Annotated in this window: 15 protein-coding genes; 5 read left to right on the forward strand and 10 right to left on the reverse strand. The window is 62.0% G+C overall.

All coding sequences use genetic code 11. The annotated features are described in order from the left end of the window. Positions 1-30: 30 nt before the first annotated feature. Genes ASG67_RS12365 through ASG67_RS18960 form a run of 3 tightly spaced genes read right to left on the reverse strand, consistent with a single transcriptional unit; the run spans position 31 to position 1,713 of the window. Complete coding sequence (locus tag ASG67_RS12365) at positions 31-564, reverse strand: hypothetical protein (protein ID WP_056530420.1); 534 nt, start codon at positions 562-564, stop codon at positions 31-33. Between the two features lie 19 nt (positions 565-583). Further along, positions 584-1,183, reverse strand: coding sequence for a hypothetical protein (locus ASG67_RS12370; RefSeq protein WP_056530424.1), 600 nt, complete (start codon positions 1,181-1,183; stop codon positions 584-586). Then, positions 1,180-1,713: a hypothetical protein gene (locus ASG67_RS18960; RefSeq protein ID WP_156460792.1), complete on the reverse strand. Its 534-nt coding sequence runs from the start codon at positions 1,711-1,713 to the stop codon at positions 1,180-1,182. The genes ASG67_RS12370 and ASG67_RS18960 overlap by 4 nt, the downstream gene beginning before the upstream one ends. Before the next feature lie 24 nt (positions 1,714-1,737). On the opposite strand from ASG67_RS18960, the gene ASG67_RS12380 reads away from it, so the two are divergent. After that, positions 1,738-2,496, forward strand: a complete 759-nt coding sequence (locus tag ASG67_RS12380; protein ID WP_162244354.1) for a tyrosine-type recombinase/integrase — start codon at positions 1,738-1,740, stop codon at positions 2,494-2,496. Beyond that, positions 2,477-3,502 carry a tyrosine-type recombinase/integrase gene (locus tag ASG67_RS12385; RefSeq protein WP_056530433.1) on the forward strand — a complete coding sequence of 342 codons (1,026 nt, stop codon included), beginning with the start codon at positions 2,477-2,479 and terminating at the stop codon, positions 3,500-3,502. The genes ASG67_RS12380 and ASG67_RS12385 overlap by 20 nt, the downstream gene beginning before the upstream one ends. Before the next feature lie 129 nt (positions 3,503-3,631). Here the strand turns inward: ASG67_RS12385 and ASG67_RS18965 are convergent, their stop codons facing one another. Together ASG67_RS18965 and ASG67_RS12390 are read right to left on the reverse strand one after the other, a co-directional pair. After that, entirely contained in the window at positions 3,632-3,769 is a 138-nt protein-coding gene (locus ASG67_RS18965) for a hypothetical protein (protein ID WP_156460794.1), read from the reverse strand. Between the two features lie 41 nt (positions 3,770-3,810). Beyond that, entirely contained in the window at positions 3,811-4,422 is a 612-nt protein-coding gene (locus ASG67_RS12390; RefSeq protein WP_200940781.1) for an ArsR/SmtB family transcription factor, read from the reverse strand. 94 nt (positions 4,423-4,516) lie between these two features. On the opposite strand from ASG67_RS12390, the gene ASG67_RS12400 reads away from it, so the two are divergent. Further along, entirely contained in the window at positions 4,517-5,782 is a 1,266-nt protein-coding gene (locus ASG67_RS12400; RefSeq protein WP_156460795.1) for a S41 family peptidase, read from the forward strand. Between the two features lie 259 nt (positions 5,783-6,041). Here the strand turns inward: ASG67_RS12400 and ASG67_RS12405 are convergent, their stop codons facing one another. The 4 genes from ASG67_RS12405 to ASG67_RS12420 form a co-directional block, all read right to left on the reverse strand. Then, positions 6,042-6,575 (reverse strand): TonB-dependent receptor plug domain-containing protein, encoded by a 534-nt coding sequence (locus ASG67_RS12405; RefSeq protein WP_235535186.1) that lies wholly within the window; start codon positions 6,573-6,575, stop codon positions 6,042-6,044. Positions 6,576-6,742: 167 nt separating this feature from the next. Then, positions 6,743-8,035, reverse strand: a complete 1,293-nt coding sequence (locus ASG67_RS12410; protein ID WP_056530448.1) for a DUF3526 domain-containing protein — start codon at positions 8,033-8,035, stop codon at positions 6,743-6,745. Beyond that, positions 8,035-9,471 carry an ABC transporter permease gene (locus ASG67_RS12415; RefSeq protein WP_056530450.1) on the reverse strand — a complete coding sequence of 479 codons (1,437 nt, stop codon included), beginning with the start codon at positions 9,469-9,471 and terminating at the stop codon, positions 8,035-8,037. The genes ASG67_RS12410 and ASG67_RS12415 overlap by 1 nt, the downstream gene beginning before the upstream one ends. Further along, on the reverse strand, positions 9,468-10,208 hold the full coding sequence (locus tag ASG67_RS12420) for an ABC transporter ATP-binding protein (RefSeq protein WP_056530452.1): 741 nt from the start codon (positions 10,206-10,208) through the stop codon (positions 9,468-9,470). Before ASG67_RS12420 ends, ASG67_RS12415 begins: the two co-directional genes overlap by 4 nt. 223 nt (positions 10,209-10,431) lie before the next feature. On the opposite strand from ASG67_RS12420, the gene ASG67_RS12425 reads away from it, so the two are divergent. Beyond that, positions 10,432-10,689, forward strand: a complete 258-nt coding sequence (locus ASG67_RS12425) for a PepSY domain-containing protein (protein ID WP_056530679.1) — start codon at positions 10,432-10,434, stop codon at positions 10,687-10,689. Between the two features lie 124 nt (positions 10,690-10,813). Here the strand turns inward: ASG67_RS12425 and ASG67_RS19845 are convergent, their stop codons facing one another. Then, a complete protein-coding gene (locus ASG67_RS19845) occupies positions 10,814-11,230 on the reverse strand; it encodes an NUDIX hydrolase (protein ID WP_162244355.1) in 417 nt (138 codons plus the stop codon). A 154-nt stretch (positions 11,231-11,384) separates the two neighbouring features. Between ASG67_RS19845 and ASG67_RS12435 the strand changes: the two genes are divergently transcribed. Beyond that, positions 11,385-11,546, forward strand: coding sequence for a hypothetical protein (locus ASG67_RS12435; protein WP_156460796.1), 162 nt, complete (start codon positions 11,385-11,387; stop codon positions 11,544-11,546). Positions 11,547-11,897 lie beyond the last annotated feature (351 nt).

Raw genomic sequence — 11,897 nt, forward strand, 5'->3', positions numbered from 1 at the left:
CCCCCGATTTCAGTATGCCGCTGGTCGTCATCATCGCGTGGACACCACGCCGATTGCGGCGATGAAGGTGATCCCGCCCAGCCACAGCATCTGCTTCACCATTGGCAGCGCCAGCCACATGTTGACCGGCCACGGCTCTTTGCGCTGCTGTTCGATCATCCCCGGCTCGGACAGGATGAACATCATCAGGCCGCCCACGCCGAAGGTGACGGCGATGGGATCAGTTAGCCGCTTGGCGGTCAGATAGACGCCGGTCGCGATCGGGTCCTGCGGGTTCCAACCCCACAAGCTGACCGCCTCCGCCCCGCAGCGAAGCGTGATGCCGCAGGCGAACAGGATGCCGAGCAGCCGGTAAATTGAGGCGGGCGAAAGCCATGTGTCCAGGCGGCGATGCTTCAGCCAGTCGCCGGCCAGCTTCACGATGACCATGACGCCGACCATCGTCGCGATCGTCATCACCGCCAGATTGACGACCACGAGCCAGCCCATGCCGTTGAAGCTGGGTGGCGCAAGCGTCATGGGTCCGTTCGCGACCGACTGGGCCGCGTAACTGCTGTTTGCCATGTTGGTGTCCTTCAGGCGGTCAGGAGGGCCAGGTGCGGGCGTTGAAGATCGCGGCGCGCGCGGTCGGCGCTGCTGCGCGCAGCTGACGCTTCAGCTTCTGCGCGCGGGCAGCGACCTTCCGGGGCAGGGTCGCGGCAATGATCTTCGCCTCGTAGCGGGCGATTACGGTTTCCAGCGTGTCTCCGGTGTCGTCGGCTTCCGCCATCGACCAGCCGAACCGATCCCGCGTGCCGTTGATGTTCAGCGGGATGAGCAAGCTGGCGACGACCGCGCCGCCCAGTGATCGATAGTCGCGGACCTCGCGCGCCTTCTCGGCATATTCGTACTTCTTGGCGCCGCCATCGGTCAGGTCGGTCATCATCCGGGTTTCGCGTTCACCGTCGATCACCCCTATCATCCGGGCCAAGGCCTGTTCTGCCGTCTCGACCGGCGCGGAGAGTGAGATGGCCACCCGGTTGCCTGCGGTATCGTATTTGACGGTGCCCGGCTCGCTGACGTCGTCCGTGCGGATGCTGCTGCCACCGGGCGGGATGTTCGCCGCCAGCTGCGTCTGGTCGGATGTCGAGAAATAGGATTGCAGCACCCGACTGGCGTCGAGGATCGCGAAGCGGTTGTTCACTTCTTGAACTCCTGCACGATCAGGGTCGGGCGGTTCACCGTATGAGGGTCATCCTGTCCGTTCCCGCCGGTCGCCGTGAGCGTCATCTGGATGGTGCAGGCACCTTGAAGGCCGCCGGTCGGGATCGGATAGTTGAAATTCGAAACGATACCCCGCGAGCCGATCTGCTCGCTCAGCACGATCGCCCCGTTGACCGAAATGGCCAAGTTCGCCCGCGTTGCCGCCCCAGCACCAGGGCTGATGATGACGGCGCCCGCTGCCGTAATAATGACGTCGGACGTGCTGGAACTGACAACATAATTCAGCTGCGCGACCGTGGTTGAGGACGTGGTGAACGATCTGCCACCGCCAACAGTCGATGCCCCGCCTTTCGTTGCGTTATCCGCAATCTTGGCGGTGATGACTGAGCCGTGGAGGGCTATCTCGAGCTGCGCAAGCAGCTCGGGTACCAGGACGCCGACCTCCGGGTCAGGCTCCGCAAGTTCGCCGCCTTCGCCGCCGCGCGGGGTGCGAGCCATCTCCGCAACCATGACGTCCTCGCCTGGACGGGATCTTTGGGCAGTGCCAACTCCCGGCGTACACACCTCGACTGGCTGGCGAATCTGGGCGTGTTCCTGCGCGCCGAGGACGACAGGCACGAGATCCTGCCGCCGGACTATACGTCGCGGCTGGGACGCCGTAACCGGCTCACCCCCTTTGTGTACTGCGAGGAGGAAATCCTGCGCATCATGGACGGGTTCGGGTCGTTGGGACTAAGACATCCATACGATGCGTCCACCTATCGTGCGATCATCGGGCTGATCGCGGCGACGGGCATGAGGCTGAGCGAGGCGTTGAACCTCAGGCTCGCGGACATGAACGGCTCCGAACTCTTCGTGCGCCAGTCGAAGTTCAAGAAGGATCGGCTCGTCTTCGTGGACGACAGCACCGTGCGTGCGCTGAGTAACTATCTGGCGCTCAGACCCCCCGAACTCGACGCCCCCAAACTGTTCGTGATCTGGACGAACCGCACACCCAGCATAGTCCAGATGGACCAGGTATTTCGTCGATGCACGAACCTCCTCGGCATGAAGGGCCGGGATGGGAGCGGGCTGCCCCGCATCCACGACCTGCGGCATACCTTCGCCATCAACTCGCTCGCCGCGTGCGCGCACGATGAGGAGCTCGTCGCCAACCACATCGTGGCGCTCAGCACCTACCTCGGTCATGTCGGCGTGAGGAGCACCTACTGGTACCTGCGCCTCCTGCCCAAAACCAAGCTCGCCATCGCCAGAGCCATAGAGGATATGCGTCATGCGCAATCGCACGCCTAACGACGTACCGACCCTTGTGTCGGGCTACCTCGACCAACACCTCGTTCGCGTCCGCGGCCTCAGCCCGAGAACGCAGGAGGTCTATGCGGATTCCCTGCTGCTCTTCTTACAGTACGCCTCCAGGGAGAAGGGCACGGCTCCGGATCGCCTGCTCTTCAGCGATCTGGACCCCGACACGGTGCTCACGTTCCTTAACTACCTGGAGGAGGAACGCGGCAACACGGTGCGCTCGCGCAACCTGCGTCTGTCCGCCCTGAAATCGTTCTTCGGCTATGCGGCTTTCAAGAACCCGGCGCTCCTCGACCAAGTTTCCAGGGTCAAGGCGATCGCGGGTAAGCGGTACAGCAAGGGAGTCGTCGCCTACCTGACCCTTGAGGAGGTCACGGCGGTCCTCAATGCTCCCGATCCCAACTCGCGCTTTGGGCTCAGAGATAGGGCCATGCTCCTCATCACCTACGCCAACGGCTTGCGCGTGTCGGAAGCGTTGCGGCTTGGGATTGGCGACTTCTGGCTCGGCCGCAATCCCAACATGACGATCCTGGGCAAGGGCGGCACGAAGGACGTGATGGAGCTCCTGCCTGAGCATGTGGACGTGCTCAGGGCATGGCTCGACGCCAGGCCACAGACGGCGTCCCAGCTCGTATTCGTCAACCGGGGCGGCGAGCCGTTGACCCGCGACGGCTTCGCCTACCTCCTCACCAGGTACGCCGGCATCGCGGCGCGCGTCATGCCTTCCATCGCGAGAAAGCGCGTCACCCCGCACGTCCTTCGCCACTCCTGCGCGATGGCCGTCCTGAAAGCGACCAAGGATCCGCGAAAAGCGGCACGCCACCTCCGCCACGTAGGCTATAAGAGCATCGAGACGTATCTGCACGCCAATCCGGAAGAACAACTCGCGACGCTGACGGCCCACGCCGAGCTTGGCATCAAGCCGGGCAAGTTCCGGGAGCGGGCTCCAGGGGTCCTGGAGACTCTGCGCTTGGTGCGGAAACGTACGATGTATTGAGAGGTCGGCCGAGACCGACGATCATGACTCGACGTCGTGACCGTCCGTCTCGGCCAAGATGTTCGTAACCCAGTCGAGCTCCTTCCGGAGCTTGGCTTGGTACTCGCGCACGTCCAGCTCGTCCTTCAGTTAGTCCTGCCAGATGAAGGTTTCTTTCACCATGCGCCGGGTGGGCATGATGTCGAGCGCCTCGATCGCTGTTCCTCGCTCATCGAGGAAATGGGTCGGCTTGCCCACGTCCCAGCGACTATCGCCGGCGATCAGCACGATGTCGCTCGGTAGGTTCATGCCTTGGGCAAGCGTGGGCGTCAGGTACCTTCGCCCTGATCGGCCTTGCGTGATATTCGGCGCTTCGGCCTCGCATTGAGAGGGGCCAACACGAAAGCAAAACTTGCGAGCCGATCCCGACCAGCTCCCTTGGGCTGGCTGGTTATCTCGCCTAGTCGAGCAAGCAGAGCATTTACTTCCGCCACGTCGGCCGGACTGAGCCAACCCTTGTTGCGCGATGCCCAAAGCTCCCGCCCGGTACCAGCGACGACGACGTCCCCACCTTCGAGCGCGTTGTCAAAATCCCGCCCGGCAATCTGCAATAAACCACCGACGAAGGCCCGCAGTTCGGCAGCGTTGCCCTCCGCGCCAAGGTTATAGAGGAGGCGAAGCGGAGCACTACCTTCCCCAGCAAGGCGGAAGCGACGCTCAACTCCTCCATCTGGCAATTCCTCGACGAGTCCGCCCGCCACCAGTGCGCGCAGGTGGTAGTAGAGACCGTCCGCGGGCCGTCCGAGCTGTTCCGCCAAATCAGCCACGCCAGCCTCACCGCCGAGCGCGGCCAGCGTATCAACCATTTCCTGCCGCACCGGTGAGCTGAGCAGCCGTACCTGCGCCGGATTGCGGACTGCACGTGGATCGTCAGTGTTCATCGGCATAGACCATTGTTGAAATATAGCCTACTTATTTCAACGAATCACATCGGGCAAGCTTCCTCGGTGGAAACGGCTGAAAGGTAGAACGGCATTGGCGTTTCGTATCGGATCATTCCCTATCCCGGCTGCACTGGCACTGCTCGCCACTCCAGCGAACGTGACCGCTGCTCCGATCTACGATCCTGCCGCGTTGCAAGCCGACCTTCGCTTCGCGCTCGACACCATCGAGCATCAGCATCCCGACCTCGGCCACTCGGTCACAACGGCAAAGCTTGAGCAGGAAGGCGAGAGGGTACGCCGGCAACTCGACCACCCCATGGATCAGGCAGAAGCCTGGGCGACACTGGCGCAGATCAACCCCGTGCTGGCCGACGGTCATCTGTTTATCGGCCTGCCAGACTGGCGAGGGCAAGGCGCGGAAGCAGTCCGGCAGGGGACAGGCTTTTTCCCGTTCGAGGTCAGGCTTGATGACAGCGGCTATCCGGTAATCGCTGCCGCGCTGGGCGGAGTAGCCACGCCCTTGGCCGGTCGCCGCATCTTGCGCATCGATGGACGTGATGCGCGCGCAGTAGCCCGCTCGCTCCTCGCAAGGACTCACGGAGACACACCCGCCTTCCGCAATGCCCTGCTGGCACAACGCTGGTGGCTGTTCTTCTCCAAGCTGTACGGGACGCCGACCACCTACGACCTGGAGCTGAGCGGCCTCGGGAAGCAGCACCATGTGGCGGCCGGGCACGCACTCCCGGCGATCCTTCAGCGAGATACCGATTTCGATCGACTGTTCGCCTGCCGCGTCGACGCGGATGGATCGGCGCAGCTGGCGGTGGCGTCATTCGTCTGGGAGGACAAGGAGCGCTTCCTACGGTTTAGCCATGACTGCTTCGCCCGGATGAAGACAGCTGCAACCGATCGTCTCGTGATCGATGTCAGCGCCAATGGCGGAGGCAACGACGACATGTGGAAGGACGGCATCCTGCGCTACATCGCGACACGGCCGTACAAGCAGGGCTCCACCTATCTCAAGCGCGAGCGGACCGGGGCGGTGACCGCGGGCACGATCGAGACGCCGACCCAGCCGGTTCCCGACGAACCGCTCCATTTCGCCGGCAAGGTCACGGTCCTGATCGGACCACTCACCTATTCGTCGGCCGTACTCTTCAGCAACGTGGTTCGGGATTACGGCTTCGGCACGCTGGCAGGGACTGGCGGTGCAGCTCGCACCCGGCAGTCCGGGGGAGTGCAAAGCGTGAAGCTGCCCAACACGGGCTTGGTTCTATCATACCCTCGCTTCGTGCTTGATCCGCCATCCGGCGCGCGGAACCCAACCTATCTGCAACCCGGTACACACACGCAATAAGCTCATCGTTGCAGAATTACTGAGTTTTGGACGGCTCAAATGTCGGCACTCTTGCGACAGTTGGATTGCGCCAAGTGGTGGACTGCGACGAGGCTTTCGAACCGAGCTGCCCAATAGACGCCTTCCTGCAAACGATCGAATTTTAGGAGATGCTGTGAGTCAGCGGCGCTATCCGATGACATATACCTTTTGGACGATGCCTTCCGGCTCGCGGTAAGTTTCAAAGCCCATTGCCGCATAATAGCGAAGACCGGAGGGGTTATCGGCACCGATAGCCTGCCTGCGCGATGGTGCCGAGCGAGCGGTCGAGGATCATGTTGATGACCCCCGAGATCGCGTGCGAGCCGTATTGGGCGGCAGCACCATCGCGCAGCACTTCGATCCTCGACATGGCAAGGGTCGGGATGGCGTTGAAATCAACCGCGACGTCGCCGCGACCGATGCCGTTGCTCGAATTGAGGTCGGCCGTGGTGTGGCGACGTTTGCCATTGATCAGCACAAGCAGTTCGCCGGCCCCTAGTCCGCGCAGGGACGGTGGCTGGATGAAATCGCCGACACCGGATGCCAGCGGTCGCGGAGCGCTGAAGCTCGGCACCTGAACCTTCAGCATCTGGATGAGATCAACACGCCCGCTCTGTTGCAGCGCCTCGCGCGATATGGCGTCCACCGGCGTCGACGATTGCGTTGCCGTGCGGCCACCAAAACGGCTGCCGGTAACGATGATCTCGCCGGCCTCATCGTCGTCTTCGACTGCGTCAGCTTCCCGAACGACCTCCTGCGCCAACACAGGCATCGGCATCGCAGCGGTGGCGGCAAGCGCTATCGCGAATGATCGCATGTAGATCCCCTTAGGTGATGTTATCTTATTATGTTTGACGAATTGCTGATGGCCGCGTTTTTCAAGAGCGGAAGGTCTGGTAGCGCCGGGTTAGCGATCACCGCCGTGGAGGGGCGGTATCGTCACTGGTCGGCAGCCTCGCCTGATCCACCCGCGGCATTTATTCGAGTGGTAAAGCTCGGCGCCCCGCCAAAGTCGGCTCTGCCAAACGGCCGGTCGCGAAACAGATACCCGTAGTAGAAATTGCGCAGCCTGGCGTGGAAGGTACGCACTCGGTCCTGATATGCCAGCTGTGCGCGAACGTCGGTGTCAGCCAGCCGGGTCAGCAAAGCCTGTACTCCCACCGAAGGCAGCACCCACCCAAGCATGCGCGCAGCGGCATCGCGGCGTTCCAACCCGCTTCGATAAGCACGAACCTTGGTCGCGACGCTTTCATCCCCGACCTGATGGAAGGCGAAATACCATTTGTAATGAAAGGTGGACCCGAGCGGGGCGGAGTTCGCCCATTCGGGATGACCGGCATAGAAGCGGCGCATTGTCGTTTCGCGGGGAATGTCCCAGGCGCGGTTGACCATCTCGCGCTGGGCCAGCGCGATCTCTGCGCCCTGACCGATCGGCACGGCGCGGTTGATTGCGACGTGCGCCAGTGTCGGCAGGACGAGCACCAGTACAAGCCAGCACGCTGCCAGCGCTGCAGCGTTTGCGACCGAGCTCCAGCGGAGTCTCGCGACCAGTGCAGCGAGTGCCATCCAGAACAGCAGGTAGGCGAGGATCACGGCGAGAACCGCCAGGATGGCTGCGCCCCCGACACCGGACGCGACCGCGGCAACCAGGAAGGGCACGGCAAGGGCCGCCCATAATAGCGCGATACGCAACAGCATACGTCGCCGCAGCAGCATTGCGCCGCCTCGCGGTAGAGCATCCAGCATCCGCAGCCGCCCCGCCTCGCGTTCTCCGGACGTCAGATCATGAAACAGCGCCACCACGAACAGCGGCGCGAGGAAGACGAGCACGAACGCGAAATCGAACCGGCCTGGCAGAGCGAGTTCAGGATTAAAGACATCGCCGTCATAGATTTGTGCTTCCAACCCTAAAGCCCGGACGCGCAGGATGTAGGGCGTAACGTCGCGCATCCCGATTGCGGCGAAGGACAGCGTGGACGGTGCGTCCCAGGTGGGGTGGAAGCTGTAATAGCCCGCACTGCCCGCGTCCTTGGTCCGATCGACATAGTCGGCAACGGCAGCGATATCCTCGGCTTGCGCGGCCGGGATTGCAGCGATCGCGGTGCGCTGCCGGGAGATTTCCACCATGCCCGCGATGACAGCAGCGGCGGTGAGTATGGCCAGCAGGATCAGTGCCACGACGCTTAATCGCGCACGGAGCAACAGGCGAAGTTCGTGTATCCACAGGGTCATTAACGGGCTCCAAGACGACGGGTCACCCGTGTGAGCAGCAGTGTGGCGACCGCCAGCCACAGTCCCAGAATAATGATCCCGGGGAGCGCCGCGGTCGCAAGCGCCGCGGCGCTTGGCGCAACGAAGGCGAAATCAGGCATATGTTGCCAATTGTCCGCTGCGATCCGCTTGCGGCGATCGGCACCCGCATCCTCGGCTATATCGTCGGCGTAGCTGACGTTCTTCGCCTCCATCCGGTTGAGACGCTGCACGAGGGCGTAGCGATACGCCTCCGCCTGTTCGAGGAAGCGACGGTGTCCGGCAAAGTCGGTGTCCGCCGCAGCCATCGACAGCGCGCGGATCGCGATCGTTGGGCTCAGGACACCGATCGCGTCGACCAACCGGTTCTGAGCGGTCTGTGCCGCGAAGCTGGCACCTGCATAGTGATCGAACAGACCGGACGTCAGCCGCTCCCCCTCCATCGCCAGCAATCCCTTGTAGTTCACCGGCAGATCCTCGACCCGGGTTACGCCGTAGCGTTGCAGGACCGACTGCTTGAAGGCTGCCAGATGCGGATCGTCGGGATTGTGACTGTCGCCTAGCTGGCGCAGGTCTCGCGCGATGGCGACATCGGTCTGAAGACGGTTCTGGAGCGGCACCGCGGCCCCCGCGATGTCGGGGGCGATGCGCGGCAGCAGCACGACCACGACCGTCCATATTGCCAGCAGTGCAAGGAGGGCATCGCGCCCGCGCCGAGCAAAGCCCGACGCTAGCAGGATCAGGACGACCCACAGGGCAAGATACAGCGCATAGCCAAGTCCGATGGCCGCCATTGGCAACGCTAGCGTGCCGGGTTGCGCGACGACTGCGACAAAACCTACCATCGCCGGCAATCCGACGATCACGGCCACGATCCCGAGCGCGGCAAGCTTGCCGCGCACCAGCTGTCCGCGCGAGACACCCTGCAGCATCAGTAATCGCAGTGTCCCTCGCTCGGTCTCGCGCGCCAGCACGCCGAAGCCCAGGAAGATCAGGAGTAACGGCGCTACAACCTGGAGGACGAAGGCGGGGGTGAGTTGCCCAAAACGCACCAGCAGCGAGCTTTGCCGGACGTCGCCGAAATTGGCGCTGTTCTGGCGGTGGCCTTCGAGAAACATGCTGTTGCCCGTGAAGGCATCGACACCGGGATCGAACGCGGCCAACGCACCCAGCGGTCGATAGATGAAGGTGCCGTAATGGACCATGCGGTGCGGGTGGCGATCGGGTTGAGCCTTGAACGCCGCAGCGGCCACCTGCTGATGCCGCGTGCGCAACTCGGCAATGGCCCGCTGGTGCGACCATGAACTGAGTACAGCCGCCAGGGTCAGCAGGACGAGCAGAACAAGCGCGATCACCGCGACGCGGTTGCGTGCCATCAACCGGAGTTCGTCGCGCGCGATCAGGTGGATCGCGCTCATGCCGCACGGGTCCCTACGCCAATCTGGAACCGCGCGTGCAGGGCGCGAATGTCGAACCGTTCGGCCCCGGTGGCCGTGACATCCTCGACGATCCGGCCTTGTTCAAGGAAGGCGATGCGGTCGGCGACATCGGCGGCAGATAAGAGGTCGTGCGTTACCATAAGCACTGCGGTGCCGCGGTCGCGCACTTTTAGGAGTAGCGTGTTGAAATCGGCGGTTGCGCGCGGGTCGAGACCAGAGGTCGGCTCGTCGAGCAGCAGTACCGGCACTTCGCGTAGCAGCGCCACTGCAATCGCGACCTTCTGCCGCATCCCCTTGGAAAAGCCGCCCAGCCGCTGGTCCCACGCCCGGTCCTGCAATCCGGCAGCAGCCAGCGCGTCGGTGATTGTTCCCCGGTTCTGACGTTGATCGGCGAGTGCCAGTAGGTAATCGGCATTTTCAACAGCGCTCAGATGCTCGTACAGCGCGACGTTTTCGGGGAGATAGGCAATGCGTCGGCGTGCCGCGTCAGCGTCAGCCCCTGGATCGATGCCGCAGACTGCGATCTGTCCCGCATCGGCGCGCACAGAACCAAGCAGGGCGGACAAGGTGGTCGACTTGCCCGCTCCGTTGCCGCCCAGCAACGCCGTGATGCTGCTGGCAGGAACGGTAAGCGAAAGACCGTCGAGAACGCGATGGTTGCCGTAGGCAAGCGCCAGTTCGTGGATAGCGATAGGGTTACCGTTGTTACCGGGCATAGGCCTCAATCTGCAAGCGACATGATATAGCGTATCATACGGGGTTGTTGCTGTGTTGCAACATTCCATGTCGAGGCAGGGAGCAAGTAGCGTGCGAGACGCAGCTCATCGCTGGCGAGGAACGATGATCATGGCGGCGTTCAAAGAGGGCGACATTTTCCAATGTCAGTCGGAACGACGGTTAAATGTTATGCGCTTGAACTCAGCGCATAAGGAGTCGATTATGATCAAGAAGATTCTCATCGCTGCGGTTGTAACCGCGGGACTTGGTTCCCCCGCCTTTGCAGATATGCCAGGCAAAAACTGGATCAGCAGCGCTAAGGTAAAGGCCATGCTTTCCAAGCGAGGCTATCGGGTCACGAAGCTGGAAGCCGACGATGGCCATTGGGAAGGCGAAGCCCGCAAAGCCAAAGTGAACTACGAATTTCACGTCGACCCGCATTCCGGTGCCATCACAAAGATGGAGCGTGATCACTCTTAGTCGTGCGGACACGACGCGCGTTACGCCCACGTTGGACGTGGCGCCTTTGTGTCATAATTCGACTACTGAAAGACCGCTAGTTTAAGCCGGTTCGTGTTTTACCAGTAGTTGGCGATCTAAAGACCTAGGCGACGTTCGGTAGTCCCTGTGCAAACATGATCAGCACCGCACGAAGCTCGCTATTTCTTACAGCTCCAATCGCTGTGTTGATGGGCATCCAGCATCGCTGTCGCTGGTGCATTTCCGGCCAGCTTTTGTTTTCCTGACGAACCAGCATCGGAAACGCCTGAACAGCTACCATCTCGGCTTGGCCGTCGTCTTGAGTTTTCAACTGATGGTAGGTCCCAACAAGTAGGGCGCTAATCGTGCCTGTAACGCCGGCTTCCTCAAACGCCTCACGAGCGGCAGATCGGTGCGCTGGCATTCCCTGCTTTACCTTACCCTTGGGCAATACCCACCTGGATCGCTTTCGAGAAGTGACTAGCAGAACCTCGATGCCATTCAGGCGGCTGTTGCGATATGGTATAGCGGCAGACTGCAAAATGATGTCACTACCTAATCGATGGCAATGCGGTGGGCATCATCTAACGTGACCATGGGGAACCACGCAATCGAAACACCTACCGGTCTTGCCGGAGAGCCATGCTCGGCTGTTTCGATCGCACGCATCGAATTTGAACGACGTCGCGCATAGCATGAACGAGCAGATCGGCGAGGGTGGCTTCGACAAGATGCTCCGGCTCGCCCTTTCCGATCCCGATGGGGAGGTTTGGCGCTACTCCATCGAGGTGTCAGGGCATGTCGTTGCCCAAGCGATCCCAGAATATGGCGCTGTGATGCAGCATCGTCTGCTATAGCCACCCACAATACCCTGAGCGAAAGTGGCTAGCGAGGACGTCGGAGGCAGATCGGAACGACTGACTACGGGCGACGCCGGCCTAGCGGCTTTTGATCGCCTAATTTCCGCTATGCCCTGTCGGAAAACACATGTTGGTTGGCGACGGCGTTTTGCGACGATCAAAGGGCTACCATTCGAAATCACCTGTTTGTCGCACAGTCGTGATTACGACGCGGTTTTCCGCATATCTGACCGCTGAACGGCGACAATTGGTGATGGGGTGGACGCCCCCCGACTGCATCGATGTGCGATAGTGGAGGTGTTGCACACCACTGAGGGAGGCGTCCGTGTCAGAGGTTACCACGATCGG

Source organism: Sphingomonas sp. Leaf339 (genome assembly GCF_001426195.1).
GTDB lineage: Bacteria > Pseudomonadota > Alphaproteobacteria > Sphingomonadales > Sphingomonadaceae > Sphingomonas.